Below are 16,581 nucleotides of genomic sequence, written 5' to 3'. Positions count from 1 at the left end.
CCATCAAAAAAAGGAAAACAACGTTTTTGATGTATAGGGGTCTTTTCGAATCGGGAGCGTCAATGAAACTGGATAATTATCTCCTTGCGCCATATAGGTTTCATCATAAGAAAAAGAATATCCCTCATCGGTTTCGCACAACTTTCCGGCGAAGTTATTATATACATACACATATGCAGTTCTGAATATATTTTTCATTTATATGCTGCCGAAGTTAGACCTTCCGTAAAATTCAGCAGCCGAACAAAATATCAATTTTGGAGGATGCTGAATTGGTACGCGATAGCGTACATACAATCTGTGATGTTTGCGGTACGCAAACTCATCGGTTAACGAGGCAACCTTATTTGGTTGCCGAAGTTACACCTTTTTTACCCGGAACTGCTTCCATGCCGAACATCGCCAATGCAACATTCACTTTATCCATGCGTACGGTTTCTTTTCCTTGCTCCAATTCACGGACGAAACGAAGTCCAAGACCTGATCGAATCGCAAAATCTTCCTGTGTCAAACCGGCGGATTTTCTACTTGCTTTAATGAATTCCGCTATTCTATTCATATAAACATGGTCTCCTGTGAGGTTTTTGTACATATAATATACACCCTCTAGGGTATAATGTCAAAAGAAGAGTACGAAAACATACCCTATCGGGTGTATAATCACTTTTGAAATAAGTATCTATCCATATATTTTCAAAAGTGTCAGCCTCACTTGACAAATATCGGACTTCTTTTTAATATTAAATTATAATTCAGTATTAACGGAATAGAAAGGAGAACATTTCTACCGTGCAGGTGCTAAAAGAAGAAGTTAAGAATAGGATTCTGACGGCTGCGGAAAAAATATTTTATGAACAAGATTATAGAAGCGCCAAGCTGACGGATATTGCAGAACAGGCTGATATTCCCGTTGCGCTTATTTATACCTACTTCAAAAAACAAAGAAGGATTATTTGATGAAGTAGTCGCAGGTGTATTGGATAACATCATTAAGATGATGGAAGATGAAGAAAAGATGGAGGCCGGAAGTCCCTATGAAAGATTTAATCGGGGCGGAGCATCTCAACTTCCCAAACTATTAAAGAGTAGAATAAAACTCATCATTTTGATAGACAAAAGCTCGGGAACGAAACATGAGAATGCAAAAGATATGTGGGTTAAACGATTGGAACAGCATATAAAAGATGGGTTAAAGAGATATTCAAAAACCAAGCACGATCCAATGCTTGCTCATATTTTGGCAAATAATTATGTTGAGGGGCTTATGGAAATTGCACGGCACTATAAAAATGAAAAATGGGCAGAAGATATGCTCTTTGTTCTTAATAAGTGTTATTTCAACGGCGTGGAATCACTTTAGTATAGAAGAAGATTTATTTTAGGAGCGTTCAACCGCTCCTCATTTTATCTATCAATATTGAATAAATATTCAATATTATTTGGTTTTAAAGATAAACGAATATACATGTGCATTATAGATGTAGAAAGGAGTAGATATGACTGAAAAGGAATTGAAAAAACAGGTAACGGGTAAAACCTTTTTGTCCAATGTGCTGCTTGCACTTAAAATAGTGTTTGACTTACTACCGCAGGTTTTATTGGTACTGGTAATAAGCAGCCTATTTTCGGGAAAAGCGGAAAGGGAATATTTTAAAATGATTGCCGGAGGTATTTTCATTTCGTTTATGCTCAAGGCGTGTTGTAATTATCTTGCCGTAAAGACAGCTCATGACAGGGCTTTTAGTACATTGACGGAATTACGCCTTGCCATAATTGAACACCTTAAAAAATTGAATTTAGGCTTTTTTAAAAAGCATACTACCGGCGAGCTTACAAGCATTGTTGAACACGATGTAGAGCAAATTGAAATATATCTGGCGCACGGTCTTCCGGAAATTATGGCGGCAACTCTTCTTCCTGTTCTGGTTTTTATTGCAATGCTTTTTATAGATTACCGGCTCGCATTAATAATGATTACAGGGGTACCGCTCATGTTCCTTGTACAACAATTATCTGCAAAGACCATGCAAAAAAGATTTCAAATATATTTTGAACGAGAAATGCAGATGAGGGAAGACATGATGGAATATGTAAAAAATATTGCCGTCATAAAGGCCTTTGCAAAAGAAGAGTGTTTTAGCAGCAGAACTTTGGATTCTGCACGCTCTTATGTGCAAGATGTAAAAAAGAGTATGGGGGCCGTTACGTGCCCGATGGTGCTTATCGATATTTTTATGGAAGCCGGAGCGGTATCGGTTATGATGTTAGGAAGTATACTGCTCTTACATAACAATATTTCTACCGCTCAGTTTATATTGTCCGTTATCTTATCTTCGGTATTTGTGTCGGCAATAAGTAAAACCGCAACGCTCCATCATTTTTCCATCGTGTTTACTGAAAAGCTCAAAAGCATAGCGGTGATTCTCTGTGCTCCTCTTGCAAAAAAAAAGATCAACGAAAAGCTAAAAACAGGAGATATAGAATGCAAGAACGTACATTTTAAGTATGAAAAAGACGGCTTTGCGTTAAAAGATATTACGGTACAGTGTAAAGAAAACACTTTAAATGCGCTTGTCGGGCCGAGCGGCTGCGGTAAAAGCACGCTTGCGAATCTTATCATGGGTTTTTGGGATGTTGATTCAGGTGTGCTCACAATTTCGGGCAAAGATATTTCACACTATGATACGGACAGCATTTCCGCTCTTATCGGAAGTGTTCAGCAGGAAGTAATTCTTTTTAATATGAGCATCTTTGAAAATATCGCGATCGGTAAGGCAGGTGCTTCCGAATCGGAAGTGATAGAAGCCGCTCAAAAAGCACGATGTCATGATTTTATTTCCGCCCTGCCTCATGGCTACAACACAAGGGTCGGAGAGATGGGGGTAAAACTTTCGGGAGGAGAAAAGCAAAGAATATCCATTGCTCGGATGATTCTTAAAAATGCTCCAATTCTTATTTTAGATGAAGCGATGGCGGCGGTTGACAGCGAAAACGAAAAACTCATAAACGAGGCTATCGAAGAATTAAGAAAAAATAAAACGGTTATCACGATTGCGCATCACCTGAACACCGTACAAAACGCGGACAAAATAATCGTTATGGATAAAGGCCGCATACTGGATTCCGGCACACATGAAGAATTGATTTCACGATGCACCTTTTATAAAGAAATGGTCGAAGCCCAAAACAAAGTAGACAACTGGCGGGTGGGGTAAAGGAGTTTTTATGGCGGATAAACAAGTTGGAGCGGCGTATGTTTTTACGCTGGCTAAGGCGGAGCGGGGAAAATTGGCTGCGGGTATGGTGCTTGCAGCGATCGGCTCGGTGTTGTCGTTGGTTCCGTACATTGCGGTGTACCGGATTTTGGAAATGATTATTGCTCGGTCGATGAGTGCGGAAGCGCTGCTACATTGGGCTGTTATGTGTGTTGCAGCAGCAGCGGTACAGGCAGTGTTGATGTCGATAGCGGGAATTTGTTCGCACACGGCGGCATTTAATACGATGCATACGGTAAAGATAAAAGTCTTGCAACATATCTCGTATCTGAATGCAGGCTTTTTTCAAAAAAATGCAGCGGGTAAAATCAAGACAACCCTGTTTGATGACATCGATAGAGTGGAATCTTTTTTAGCGCACAGCACTTTGGAACTCACGCAGGCGGCGGTTGTTCCCCTTGCGATGTTTGTATTTATGCTGCATCTCCATTGGCTTATGGCATTGGTTATGCTCGTTCCTATGCTGCTCGGTATTGCCGTTCCGATGATGATGATAGCGGCAAGTAATTTTTCGGGATTGGCGAACGATTTTGCAAAGGATATGGAAGCCTTGAATGCATCGGCTACGGAATATATTTCTGCAATGCCGGTGATGAAGATGTACCGCGTAACAGCCGAAAAATTTCAACAGTATAAAACCGCTTTACAGACGTATACCGTTTGCTGGAAAAAGATGTGCACCGCTTCGTGTAATCCGCTTTCGGCAGCATCGGTTATCTTGGATTCGGCAATCTTATTCACTCTGCCGGCAGGAGGGTTCCTTTATGTAAGAGGCTCGCTGTCCGTTTCTTCTTTTTTGATTTTTATTCTTTTGACGGTGTGCTTTTATACATCGTTTTTAAATTCGGTTACGATTGCTATGCAGTCGATGGAACTCGGCGGCGGACTTGCAGCGGTTAAAAAAATTTTGGAAGAGCCTCAGATGAAAAGCGGATCAAAAACGCTTCCGCTAAATGGCCGTTATGATGTCCGGTTTGACGGTGTTTCATTTTCGTATGGAGAAGACGGACGGAATGCTTTAAATGATGTTTCGCTATGTGTAAAGGCGGGAACCGTCAATGCCTTTGTCGGAGCTTCCGGTGCAGGCAAAACCACCGCCGCCCAACTTATCGGGCGATATTGGGATAGCTCTGCAGGCACTATTTCTATCGGCGGTATTCCCGTTACGGAACTGCAAACGGAGAACCTTATGGCGCTTACCTCGTTTGTGTTTCAAGAGGTGTTTTTATTGGAAGACACGCTGCTCGAAAATATCCGCATGGGAAGTGCCGCTTCTTTGGAAGAAGTACGCAAGGCAGCACAGGCAGCTCAAATTGACGATTTTATTATGAGTTTGCCCGACGGTTATGAAACGAAAATCGGCACAGAGGGTGTAAAGGTTTCAGGCGGAGAGCGGCAACGGATTTCTATTGCGCGTGCGTTAGTTAAAAATGCGCCTATCCTCATTTTTGATGAAGCAACTTCATATTCAGACATTCAAAATGAACATAAGATTCAAGTCGCATTGCAAAATTTGCTCAAAGGAAAAACGGTCATTATGATTGCGCACCGTCTGCACACGATAAAAAATGCGGATACTATTTTTGTCTTTGAAAAAGGCAGCATCGCTGAACAAGGTAGCCATACTGAACTGATGAATACAAACGGTTTGTATGCACAGATGCAGCGCACGTACATATCCGCTCTCAACCACGACAGTATAAATATAAAGGAGGAAAACTGATATGTTAAAACTGATTGCACATGTATTAAAAGAAAAACGGAAAGAATTAAGGCTGCCGATTATTTTAATGTCGCTTGATTCTGTAGGCGGTATGCTCTTATACATTATGCTCTATTTTACGGTGGTAGGATTAGTACGTAACACATTGACCGGAGAAATTATCATTACCTATTCGCTGATTTGTTTGGGGGCGGTGGTATTCCGTTTAATTATTTACCGCACGGGTTACTATCTCTGCTTTGCTCGCGGGGCGGAAGTATGTGCGCAAATGCGGCTCGATTTGGCAAATCACTATCGCGCGTTAAGCCTCGGCTATTTTAACCGGCACAGTTCAGGTGCTCTTTTGGAAACCCTTGTAAAAGATATTACCAATTTTGAACTGATCATTACGCATACGCTTCCCGCACTGGTAAAAACTGCGGTAACGGCGGCGCTGATTTTAATCGGTATGTATTGTATCGATGTTCCCTTGGCGATAGCGCAAACAATAACGCTCCTTGTGCTTGTTCCGTTTTTGCATTGGGGAAACAGCTTGGCGGAACATTTCGGAAATGAAAAGCATCGACTCACCGCTCGTATGATTTCCATTGTGCTGGAATACATTAAAGGAATAAAAGTGTTTAAGGCGTATAATCTAACCGGAGAAAAATTTGACAGAATGCTGCAGTCGTTGGAAACGGTAAGAAAAACCAATATCAAAGCGGAAATAAAACTTTCGCTGCCTGCTGCCGTCTATTTTATAGCAGCTCATTTTTTACTACCGCTTGCTCTTTTATCTTCCGTATATATTCTGAAGAGTGGATCGGCCAGCCCCGAAAAACTCACCGCTTTTATGTTGATGAGCCTTGCGCTTTCGGGGGTATTAATTTCATTTGAACACGCATACGGTTTACTAAAAGGTTTAAAGCCTGCGGCGGAACATGTGCAGAAAGCGTATACGGCTCAGCCCCTACCGTGCGTACAAACTGCCGGAACTGCAAAGGTAAATACCGGCACAACGGTGGGAGAAACAAGGCGGGAACAAAGTCAGCCTTTTGATGTTTCCTTTGAGGATGTTTCATTTTCTTATCGAGAACCGTTCCATACGTTTCAAAACCAAAGCGGTGAATCTAATACCGAACGGGGAATAGACGGTGCAAAACAAACAGCGGTATTGCATTCCATTTCTTTTGAGGCAAAGCAGGGAACGGTAACTGCTCTCATCGGCCCGTCAGGTTCAGGCAAAACCACGATTGCCAATTTAATAGCCCGCTTTTGGGATCCGCAAAAAGGTACGGTTAAAATCGGCGGAAAGGATATAAAAGAAACAGAACCCGATACGCTTTTGCAGTCCGTCAGTGCGGTATTTCAAGACAGCATTTTACTGTCGGACACCATTTACAATAATATTAAAATCGGAAAGCCCGATGCTTCGGAATCGGAGGTTATCGCTGCGGCACAGGCGGCTCAATGTCATGAGTTTATCAGCGAGCTGCCTGACGGATATAACACCCTGCTTGCGGAAGGCGGGGCTGCTCTTTCAGGCGGCGAAAGACAGCGCATTGCTATTGCCCGTGCTCTTTTAAAAAATGCGCCCATCGTGCTTTTAGACGAATCGACCGCCTCACTCGATGCCGACAACGAATGGAAAATCAACACCGCCTTGGATACGCTGATGCAGGGTAAAACAGTCTTTGTCATCGCTCATCGGCTGAACACCATTCATAATGCGGATCAAATCCTCGTGTTGAAAAACGGCCGTATCGAAGAAAAAAGGGACTCATACGGAACTTATGCAAAAGCGCGGCACCTACTTTGAGATGATACAAGAACAACAAAAAGCCGCCGGATGGGAAGTCGCGGGGGAATTAATTCCTAATTAACAATTAGATAAGAAGAGTTTTTATGTATAAAGAATTATTTGCATTTTTGAGTAAGCGGGGCAAAATCAATGTATGTATTTCTTCTCTGTTTTTTACCTTGTACGGGTTGAGTTCCGTGGGGATGTTACTTACGGTGTTTTCGATGTTGTTTAAGATTGCTGCCGGGACTAATGTGCAGGGGCTCTACGGGGCTTTTGCAACACTGATAGGCTTGGTCGTTTTTAAGGGACTTTGCAATATGATTGCCGACTTAAAAAAGCACGGAGCCGGCTTTGATGTGGTGCAGCAAATACGGGAGCGGATGATTGTAAAATTAAAGCTGTTTAGTTTGGGATTTTATACGAATGAACGGCTGGGAGAATTAAATACAATTCTTCATAAAGATGTGGACAATATGTCCATGGTAGTCGGTCATATGTGGCCGCGGATGTTCGGTGATTTTCTCATTGCTTTTGCGGTATTTATAGGTCTTTGCCTTATCAACCTTAGTGCAGCCCTTGTTATGGCCGCGTCGATTCCGCTTTCGCTTGCCTACCTTTTTTACACAATTAAGGGAGCACAAAAAACGGAGCATAACAATAATTCCGCTCTTGCCGATATGGTGAGTTTATTTGTCGAATATGTACGCGGTATTCCGGTGCTCAAAAGTTTTTCGCATAATAAAAGTCTGGATAATGAACTTTTTGAAAAGACAAAAAAATTCGGAGAAACAAGTAAGGCTGCGTCCCGTTTTAAGGCAAGACAGCTTTCGGTTTTTGCATTTTTAATCGATGCAGGGTATTTTGTTCTTTTCATGTATTCAGGTCTTGCCGCGTTACGTGGAAGCATCGATGTGCTCAGCTTTATGATTATCGCAGTCATTTCAAAAGAATTTTATAAACCTTTTGCAGCGATGGAAACGCACTATATGTATTATGTGTCTGCCGTAGACAGTTATCACCGCTTGGGGAAAATTCTTCATGCTGATGTAATAGCCGATAAAACGGACGGAGTTACTCCTGCACAAAACGATATTGTTTTTAACGATGTGGGATTTTCTTATGAAGAAGATGAGTTCAAAATGGAAAATATAAGTTTTGACATTACTGAGAACACGATGACCGCGCTTGTAGGAGAATCGGGAAGCGGTAAGACAACGGTTACGAATTTGCTGTTGCGGTTTTACGATGTGCAAGGCGGAAGTATTACACTCGGCGGTACCGATATTCGAGATATTCCCTACGATGAGCTTTTGGATCGCATCAGTATTGTTATGCAAAATGTTCAGCTTTTCGATAACACCATCGAAGAAAATATCCGAGTAGGAAAAAAAGGAGCAACGAAAGAAGAAATCATCGAAGCTGCAAAAAAGGCAAAGATTCACGATTTTATTATGAGCTTGCCGAAAGGCTATGAAACGGATATTGGAGAAAACGGAGGTCTCTTATCCGGCGGACAAAGACAGCGGATTTCCATTGCACGAGCATTTTTAAAAGACGCTCCGATTTTAATCCTCGACGAGATGACCAGTAATGTCGATCCCGTAAACGAGGCCTTGATACAAGAAGCAATTACTGAACTTGCAAAAAACAGAACGGTCATAGTGATCGCTCATCATTTAAGGACTATTCAAAAGGCAGATCAAATCCTTGTGTTTCAAAAAGGCTGTCTTATCGAAAAAGGAAAACACGATGAACTTTTGGAAAAAGATGGGTACTATGCTCGGCTGTGGAAAGCACAATACGGGAGCGGAATGTGCTCTCGCTAAAAAATATTTCGTATAAAACAAGGACAGGTCTCCTCATTCTTGACAATATAAACCTCGAAATAAAAAAAGGAGAATTTGTTGTTATTACCGGAAAAAGCGGAAGCGGGAAGAGCACACTCGGCTCTGTTATCAACGGCCTCATCTCGCATTACTATGACGGAGTGTTAACGGGCGAAGCTTATCTAAACGGAAAAGATATACGCACTATGGAGCTTTCACAAATAGGCTGCATGGTAGGCTGTGTATTCCAAGATCCGCGAAGTCAGTTTTTTATGACCGATCCTTTTAGTGAAGCGGCTTTCGGCTGCAGCAATATGTTTTTGAACAGGGAAGAAATACTGAAAAGGGTAGACAAAAGTTTGAAGCTGCTTGGAATAAATCAGCTAAAAGAGAAGAGTATCTTTAAACTTTCAAGCGGTGAAAAACAAAAACTGGCTATCGCGTCATGTTATGCGATGTCACCTGATATTTTTTTATTTGACGAGCCTACAGCCAATCTGGATATTCATTCCATCTTTGATTTGGAAAACATATTACGGAGCTTAAAAGACGAAGGGAAAACCATTATCGTTTTGGAGCATCGATTATTTTATCTTTCGGCCTTATGCAGCCGTATGCTCATTATGGATAAGGGAAGAATTACGGGCGAATACTCAAAAGACGAATTTTTTTGAGCTGCAAAAAAACAATAAAAATATTCGACCCATATATTTGGAAAATCTTGATACGGTTCATTCTAAAAGTATTATCGATAAAACCACCCCATTGTTTGAAATAAAAAATATTTCATATTCACATTCAAAACAGGAAAAAACCGATGTGCTTAAAGACATATCAATAAGAGCTTATGAAAAAGAAGTTATCGGCATTATCGGTGAAAATGGAGCGGGTAAAACAACTCTTGCTAAATTGTGTACAGGCTTGTTAAAAGAAAAAAGCGGAAGCGTTTTAATTAAAGGAGAAAAGCGGAGCTATAAGAAAAGAGCGGGGAGTATGTATTTTGTCATGCAGGACTCAGACTTTCAACTTTTCGGTAACACCGTAGCGGATGAATTGGATATAGGAAAGAAAGGCGGCGGTTTGAACGGCACGGAAAAAGAAACCGTTTTATCGGATTTTGAAATTCTTGATTTAAAAGAACGGCATCCGCTTGCCCTCTCAAGAGGTCAAAAGCAAAGGCTTACCATTGCAGCGGCTTTTTGCAATAACTGTAAGATACTTTTTTTAGATGAACCGACAAGCGGCTTGGATAAACATTCTATGGATTTGGTTTCTAAAAGTATTCTCACTGAGGCAAATGCAGGTAGGCTTATATTTGTAATATCGCATGACTATGAATTTTTACTGTCTGTCTGCAACAGAATTATTTATTTAAAAAGCGGAATGGTTCACGCCGATTTCAATTTAAATAATGATACCAAGAAAATGCTCTGGGGTTTCGCGGGAGCGTGGATTTCTATGCGGATATTAAAAAAGCATTTTGAAAAAGCGGGAGTGATATAGAGGCGTTTCAATTTATATTCTACCCGCCCGTATATTCATTTTTTTCAGACTGTGCTATCCTATTTCCACTATGCTCAAGACTCTATCAAAAAGCCTGCGGGAATATAAACGGACATCCGTTATCGCAGTGCTGCTGACAATTACGGAGGTGGTGTTTGAAATTATCATCCCCTCCTGTATGGCGTATCTCATTGATTTTGGAATTGAAGCCGGAGCTATGCACACAGTATTCAAGTATGGGGCGGCGCTTTTGGTGTTTGCGCTTATCCAGTTGCTTACCGGTGTGTTTTCGTCGGTTACGGCGGCACAGGCGTCGGCGGGTTTTGCAGCAAATCTGCGGCAGGATATGTACAATAACGTGCAGACTTTTTCTTTTTCCAATATCGACAAATTTTCATCGTCTTCCATTATAACGCGGCTTACCACCGATGTAACAAACGTGCTCAACTCCTATCAGATGCTGGTAAAACTTGCCGTGCGCGCACCCGGGATGATGATCTTTGCGATGATTGCATCGTTTAGAATCAGTACCAACATTTCCCTCATCTTTCTCGGTATGATTCCGCTTTTGGGACTCGGTATCTTTCTTATTATCCGACAGGTGCATCCGATATTTAGAACTGTTTTCAAAACCTACGATAAGCTCAACAATGTGGTGCAGGAAAACATACGCGGTGTGCGGGCGGTAAAATCGTTTAACCGGCAAGAGTACGAAATTGCTAAGTTTGAAAAGATTTCCGAATCGATTTACCGGGGCTTTTCAAAAGGGGAGCGGTACATCACACTGATGATGCCGTTGATGCAGTTCTGTATTTACACCTGTATGATTTTGATTTCGTGGTTCGGGGCACGGGCGATTGTTGCGAGCGGGAATGATGCCGCGCAGGGCTTAACGACCGGCTCGCTGATGGCGCTTTTTTCGTATGCAACGCAGATTATGATGAGCTTGATGATGTTTTCGATGGTGTTTGTGATGATTACCATTTCCCGCTCATCTGCGGAACGCATTGCCGAAGTTTTGAACGAACGGCCGGATATTAAAAATCCCGAGCATCCGGTGATGGCGGTAAAAAACGGCGACATTCAATTTGCCCATGCCGACTTTATGTATACTGCGGATGCCGATAAAAAAAGTAATCGACAATGCGAACCTTGTTATCCGGTCGGGAGAAACGGTGGGGATTATCGGCGGCACGGGTTCTTCCAAGACCTCTTTTGTGCAGCTGATACCCCGCTTGTACGATGTTACCGCAGGTTCGGTCAGCGTCGGCGGGGTGAACGTAAAAGACTACGACATAAAAACGCTGCGGGATGCGGTGGCGATGGTGTTGCAGAAAAACGAATTGTTCGCCGGTACGGTAAAGAGTAATTTGCAGTGGGGGAATGAACATGCAAGCGATGCCGACATTGCCGAAGCGTGCCGCCTTGCCTGCGCTGCCGAATTTGTGGAAGCAATGCCGGATGGGTATAACTCCCGTATCGAACAGGGCGGAGCCAATGTTTCCGGCGGACAAAAGCAGCGGCTCTGTATTGCGCGAGCGCTCCTTAAAAAACCTAAGATTTTAATTCTTGATGATTCAACCAGTGCGGTGGACACCAAAACGGACGCACTGATTCAAAAGTCATTTAAAGACTTCCTGCCGGATACAACAAAGATCATTATTGCGCAGCGGATTTCTTCCGTGCAGCATGCGGATAAAATCCTTGTGTTTGATAACGGCGCAATTACTGCGGTAGGTACGCATGGTGAACTGTTACAAACAAGCGCCATCTATAAAGAAGTCTTTGAAACTCAAGCCAAAGGTACCGATGGCGCAGCTAAAAACGGCGCAGCAACAGACTATGGAAAAGCTTCCAAAACTGAGGCTTTCGGAGGTTCCGATGAGTAATATGAAACCAGCTCACACAGCTAAACCGGAAATGAAGCTTTCCATGCCTGCCGTCAAACGGCTTCTTGCGTACCTCAAACAGTATAAAGCCGTTTTGGTGATTGTTACGGTCTGTATTTTGTTAAGCGCAGGAGCAACCGCCGCTTCATCTCTGTTCCTGCAAGTATTGATCGATCAATATATTATGCCGCTGCTTGCGGAAACTAATCCGGTGTTTACCGGTCTGTTACGGGCACTTATGATTATCGCCGCAATTTACGGCGTCGGGGTGCTCTGCTCATGGATTTACAGCCGCTTGATGATTAACGTTGCGCAGCGGACGCTCAAGCGGATCCGCGATGAAATGTTCGGCAAGATGCAGAGCTTCCCCATCCGCTATTTTGACACGCATACTCACGGCGATATTATGAGCCGCTACACCAACGACACCGACACGCTCCGGCAGATGATTACCCAGTCGATGCCGCAACTGGTTTCCTCCGTGTGTACGATTGTGACGGTATTCTTTGCGATGCTGTACCAGAGCGTGTACTTGACGGTTATTGTTGTCGCTTCCATCTTTTCTATTTTGAAAGTGATTAAGTTCGTTGCAGGAAAGAGCGGCTACTATTTTGTCCGGCAGCAGGATACGCTTGGGCAGCTGAACGGTTATGTTGAAGAGATGATAAACGGGCAGAAAGTGATTAAAGTATTCTGCCGTGAGGAAGCGGTAAAAGCTGAGTTTAAAGAAAAGAACGCCGCGTGGCAGGAAAGCGCTGCAAAAGCGAACTCGTATGCAAATATCATCATGCCCTTTATGAATGCGCTCGGCTATGTCCAATATGTGATTGTCGCACTCGTCGGGGCATGGTTTGCCATTGCGAAAGCCCCCAATCCGACTATCGCAGGGATCAACACGCTGACGCTCGGTACCATCGCTTCGTTTTTAACGCTGTCGCGTAGTTTTACCAATCCTATTTCTCAGCTTTCCAATCAGCTTAATTCGGTGATTAATGCCGTTGCGGGAGCCGCGCGGATTTTTGCACTGATGGACGAAGCGCCGGAGGAAGATGCCGGTACCGTTACGCTTGTCAACGCACAGGAAGAAGCGGGCGCGCTAATCGAAGTGGCGGAACGCACGGGTGTATGGGCGTGGAAGGAACCACGCGAAGACGGCAGCGTTGCACTAACCCGTCTTACAGGCAAGGTGATTTTTGAGCATGTCGATTTCGGGTACTCACCCGATAAAAAAGTGCTGAAGGATATAAATCTTTTTGCCGAGCGCGGACAAAAAGTTGCGTTTGTCGGGGCAACAGGCGCGGGCAAAACAACGATTACCAATTTGATCAACCGCTTTTACGATATTGACAGCGGCACTATTACCTACGACGGTATCCCGATTACCCACATTAAAAAGGAAGACCTGCGGCGTTCGCTCGGTATCGTATTGCAAGAGGTGAATTTATTTACCGGCACTATTATGGAAAACATCCGTTTCGGCAACTTGGATGCCTCCGACGAACAGTGTATCGAAGCGGCAAAACTTGCCAACGCCCACAACTTTATTATGATGCTGCCCCACGGGTACGATACAGTTATTGAAGGCAACAAAAACTCCCTTTCGCAGGGGCAGCGGCAGCTATTATCCATTGCCCGTGCCGCAGTCTCCGACCCGCCCGTTATGATCTTGGATGAAGCGACCTCTTCAATCGACACCCGAACCGAGGCGCTCATTCAAAAAGGTATGGATAGGTTGATGGAAGGACGAACCGTATTCGTCATTGCCCACCGCCTTTCCACCGTCATGAACTCCGACGTTATCATGGTCTTGGACCACGGCGAAATTATCGAGCGCGGCACACACACCTCCCTACTGGAAAAGAAGGGAGTGTATTATCGCCTGTATACCGGCGCTTTCGAACTCGACTGATCTTTGACAAATAGGAGGGCATCTGCGTTGTCGCTCGTTCAGCGAAGTACGTCCGTGTACTTCGCTGAACACAAGTTTGACCGGTGTCAAACTTGTTTCTGCTTAATACGCGCGGCATCCGTGCCGCTTCTGAAGATCCTCAACGTATCAAAGATACGCCTCCGGTTGGAATTTGCTAGGCTCCTTGTATCTGCATCGTCTATTTCCAAAAGGCTTACGGAAGGGTTTACAGCAGGTGCCGCTACTAAAAATCCTCAACGTATCAGAACGGACAGGGATGTCCGTGGTTCTACGTAGCAGCGATGTTTTTGTGCAGCAAAAACTCGCGTTCAAAAATTGACAAGGAAGTCAATTTTTGAACTTGGCATGGATGTGCTTGGAAACTTCTGTTTCGGAGCAGGGCGCCTTGCTATCAACTACGTTTTGAGTTTTTCATGCAGTTTTAAATTACCCTCATAATCAAGATCGTCGTCTAAACCCAATGCTCTGAAAATTGCATTCTTATCTTTTTTGTTGCAGGGGTTATTGAGGCTGGCATCGACTGCGGGATAAAATGGAACGTTTGATTTTGCTTTTATGCATTCTTCCAATTCGTCTATCTCCAACTGTTCGCTCATGAGGAGACGAGCGTTTCCGTTTTATCATCGTCCTCGGGAATGAAAATGAGTATATCCACAGAAAGGAAATGTATTAAACGGCTTATTCTTTGGTTCTATTTTCAAAAGGACTGGTTGTAATATAATACCCCTTATTGTATCATAGGTGCATGAACATAAAGGAAAGAAAAATGACATGGCGTACATACCTTGCCTATGGCGGCGGGGATTTGTACGGGGGCGGATGCTTTTTTATTGTTACGACATTTTCAATGTATTATTTGGTTAATGTCATCGGGGTGCATCCTGCATTGGCAGGGTTAATTCCGGCGATCGGTAAGATATGGGATGCAATTTCCGATCCGATGATGGGATATATCGCCGATAACACGCCGCGGACGCGGTTCGGAAAGCGGCGCGTATGGTTTTTGGTTTCCATTCTTCCGATAGCCCTATCGTTTATTCTGATCTGGTTTCCGGTTACCATTGAAAGCCAAACCGGTAAATTTATCTTTTATGCCGTTGCATATATTATCTTTTTTACAGTTGCAACAGTAGCATCTATTCCATATACATCGTTAAGTGCTGAAATAACAAAAGATTTTTCTGAGCGAAATAAACTGAACAGCACCCGTCTGATGTTTTCATTTGTTGCGACGCTGCTCGGTGGATTATTGGCGCAGCCGATTATTGATCATTTCAACGGGAGCGCACACGGATATTTTATCATGGGATGCGTATTTGCACTCATCTTTGCATTACCGTGGATTCCGCTCTATTTTGAAACATGGGAACTGCCTCAAGATGAAGTCGTAAAAAAACCTACCCAGTCATTTATAAAAAATTTCTTGTCGTTATTTCAAAACAAGTCGTGTAGGATTCATATTGCGATGTACGTGTGCTCTTTCGGTGCGCTCGATATTTTTATGTCGTTTGTGCTCTTTTATATTGTCGATTATTTAAACAAGGGCAGCATTTTTGTCATCGCGCAGGGGAGTCTTCTCATTAGCATGATGGTAGCGCTGCCGGTGCACAGCTATCTTATCAATCGAAAAGGGCATAAACCTGTTTACATTGTTGCCCTGTCCGTATTTATTCTTGCTATTTTATTGATGGGGTTTCATACTCCTACTTCGGGCAATGTCCCAGTAATATTAAATATGGTGCTTATGGGGATAGGCATATCAGCGAATAACTTAATTCCTCATCAACTATTACCGTTTATTTCCGATATAGACCGCGTGATGAGCGGAAAACAGCGTACGGGTACATATTCGGCGGCGATGACACTTACGCGGAAACTGTTCTTAGGCTTGATTATTATGCCGACAATCGGTATTGGGTTAGGTAAAATAGGATATAAAAATCCGGTACCTTCAATTTTGACGCAAAGCCAATTTGCAGAAGCCGAAACACTTTGTAAAAATACCGCGACACCGTTTTCGGAAATAGAGAAATATTACACCTTGTATGAAGACGGCAACGTGCATTTGAAATATATCAGTAAAGATACGGACGGGATAATAAAAAATATCTATAAAAAGTATAAGGATACCGCCGGCGTTGAGATTTCCTCTTTTTTTGAAAACAATACTTCTTTTACAGAGATACCTGTAAATATATTTGATGATTTTATTATACCATCATTTCATACCGGAGACTTTGCTCAAGCCCATGATAAATTTCTCATAACCTGCTTATATAAGAAAGAAGGAAATGTCTATAAGAAAATATTTCCGCCTGCATTTTATGCCAAATCCGATTTATACGATTTAAAAGTATTATTAGATACAATCGATTTTCAGTATTCGGGCATCGGGCAAGTGCAAAAGCCGCAGCAAAAACAAGAAACACTCAATAAAATCAGGTTGATGTTTATTGTGTTGCCGGTCTGTATGCTGCTGCTCGGTCTTGTGTTTGCTTCGCAATTTAAAGTTACGCCGGAAAATCATCAAATCATTTTGAATGAAATCAAACGGCTTGAATCCGGCGGCAACAAACAAGATGCCGATGCAAAGACAAAAGCCGTATGCGAGTTATTAATCGGGAAAAAGTATTGCTGACTGTAGTGCAGATA

9 protein-coding genes and 3 pseudogenes are annotated in these 16,581 nt (G+C 42.9%); 9 read left to right on the top strand and 3 right to left on the bottom strand.

Annotated features, from left to right (window positions below; translation table 11 throughout):
• Positions 1-3 precede the first annotated feature (3 nt).
• Together GWP40_RS13320 and GWP40_RS12045 are read right to left on the bottom strand one after the other, a co-directional pair.
• Positions 4-198 carry a HipA N-terminal domain-containing protein gene (locus GWP40_RS13320; RefSeq protein ID WP_269140247.1) on the bottom strand — a complete coding sequence of 65 codons (195 nt, stop codon included), beginning with the start codon at positions 196-198 and terminating at the stop codon, positions 4-6.
• Between the two features lie 145 nt (positions 199-343).
• Entirely contained in the window at positions 344-559 is a 216-nt protein-coding gene (locus GWP40_RS12045; protein WP_212565504.1) for a helix-turn-helix domain-containing protein, read from the bottom strand.
• 230 nt (positions 560-789) lie between these two features.
• Here GWP40_RS12045 and GWP40_RS12040 point away from each other — a divergent pair.
• The 8 genes and pseudogenes from GWP40_RS12040 to GWP40_RS12005 all read left to right on the top strand — a co-directional run bounded on the left by GWP40_RS12040 (position 790) and on the right by GWP40_RS12005 (position 13,908).
• Positions 790-1,360 (top strand): annotated as a pseudogene (locus GWP40_RS12040) (TetR/AcrR family transcriptional regulator).
• Between the two features lie 136 nt (positions 1,361-1,496).
• Positions 1,497-3,215, top strand: a complete 1,719-nt coding sequence (locus tag GWP40_RS12035) for an ABC transporter ATP-binding protein (protein WP_212565503.1) — start codon at positions 1,497-1,499, stop codon at positions 3,213-3,215.
• Positions 3,216-3,225: 10 nt separating this feature from the next.
• Positions 3,226-4,998 carry an ABC transporter ATP-binding protein gene (locus tag GWP40_RS12030; RefSeq protein ID WP_212565502.1) on the top strand — a complete coding sequence of 591 codons (1,773 nt, stop codon included), beginning with the start codon at positions 3,226-3,228 and terminating at the stop codon, positions 4,996-4,998.
• Between the two features lies 1 nt (position 4,999).
• The gene (locus GWP40_RS12025; RefSeq protein ID WP_230974472.1) at positions 5,000-6,796 is read left to right on the top strand and encodes an ABC transporter ATP-binding protein; all 1,797 of its coding nucleotides are present in this window, start codon (positions 5,000-5,002) and stop codon (positions 6,794-6,796) included.
• Between the two features lie 86 nt (positions 6,797-6,882).
• Positions 6,883-8,607 (top strand): ABC transporter ATP-binding protein, encoded by a 1,725-nt coding sequence (locus GWP40_RS12020; protein WP_212565501.1) that lies wholly within the window; start codon positions 6,883-6,885, stop codon positions 8,605-8,607.
• Positions 8,595-10,110 (top strand): annotated as a pseudogene (locus GWP40_RS13490) (ABC transporter ATP-binding protein). The gene GWP40_RS12020 and the pseudogene GWP40_RS13490 overlap by 13 nt, the downstream one beginning before the upstream one ends.
• A gap of 70 nt (positions 10,111-10,180) precedes the next feature.
• A pseudogene (locus tag GWP40_RS12010) lies at positions 10,181-11,999 on the top strand (ABC transporter ATP-binding protein).
• Between the two features lies 1 nt (position 12,000).
• Entirely contained in the window at positions 12,001-13,908 is a 1,908-nt protein-coding gene (locus GWP40_RS12005; protein WP_212566618.1) for an ABC transporter ATP-binding protein, read from the top strand.
• Positions 13,909-14,324: 416 nt separating this feature from the next.
• On the opposite strand, the gene GWP40_RS12000 is transcribed toward GWP40_RS12005, so the two are convergent.
• The gene (locus GWP40_RS12000; RefSeq protein WP_230974469.1) at positions 14,325-14,525 is read right to left on the bottom strand and encodes a hypothetical protein; all 201 of its coding nucleotides are present in this window, start codon (positions 14,523-14,525) and stop codon (positions 14,325-14,327) included.
• 149 nt (positions 14,526-14,674) lie between these two features.
• Here GWP40_RS12000 and GWP40_RS11995 point away from each other — a divergent pair, with 149 nt between their 5' ends.
• Positions 14,675-16,567 (top strand): MFS transporter, encoded by a 1,893-nt coding sequence (locus tag GWP40_RS11995; protein WP_212565500.1) that lies wholly within the window; start codon positions 14,675-14,677, stop codon positions 16,565-16,567.
• Positions 16,568-16,581: the final 14 nt, after the last annotated feature.

Origin of the sequence: Treponema vincentii, assembly GCF_018336815.1 — a bacterium.
Lineage (GTDB): Bacteria > Spirochaetota > Spirochaetia > Treponematales > Treponemataceae > Treponema.
Note: the sequence above shows the minus strand (reverse complement) of the source record. Positions and strands in the feature narration are given on the sequence as shown.

Coding starts and splice junctions, on each gene's coding strand:
- GWP40_RS12035 (WP_212565503.1), top strand. CDS start 1,497: ATGACTGAAAAGGAATTGAAAAAACAGGTAACGGGTAAAACCTTTTTG.
- GWP40_RS12000 (WP_230974469.1), bottom strand. CDS start 14,525: ATGAGCGAACAGTTGGAGATAGACGAATTGGAAGAATGCATAAAAGCA.
- GWP40_RS11995 (WP_212565500.1), top strand. CDS start 14,675: ATGAACATAAAGGAAAGAAAAATGACATGGCGTACATACCTTGCCTAT.
- GWP40_RS12030 (WP_212565502.1), top strand. CDS start 3,226: ATGGCGGATAAACAAGTTGGAGCGGCGTATGTTTTTACGCTGGCTAAG.
- GWP40_RS13320 (WP_269140247.1), bottom strand. CDS start 198: ATGAAAAATATATTCAGAACTGCATATGTGTATGTATATAATAACTTC.
- GWP40_RS12020 (WP_212565501.1), top strand. CDS start 6,883: ATGTATAAAGAATTATTTGCATTTTTGAGTAAGCGGGGCAAAATCAAT.
- GWP40_RS12025 (WP_230974472.1), top strand. CDS start 5,000: ATGTTAAAACTGATTGCACATGTATTAAAAGAAAAACGGAAAGAATTA.
- GWP40_RS12005 (WP_212566618.1), top strand. CDS start 12,001: ATGAAACCAGCTCACACAGCTAAACCGGAAATGAAGCTTTCCATGCCT.
- GWP40_RS12045 (WP_212565504.1), bottom strand. CDS start 559: ATGAATAGAATAGCGGAATTCATTAAAGCAAGTAGAAAATCCGCCGGT.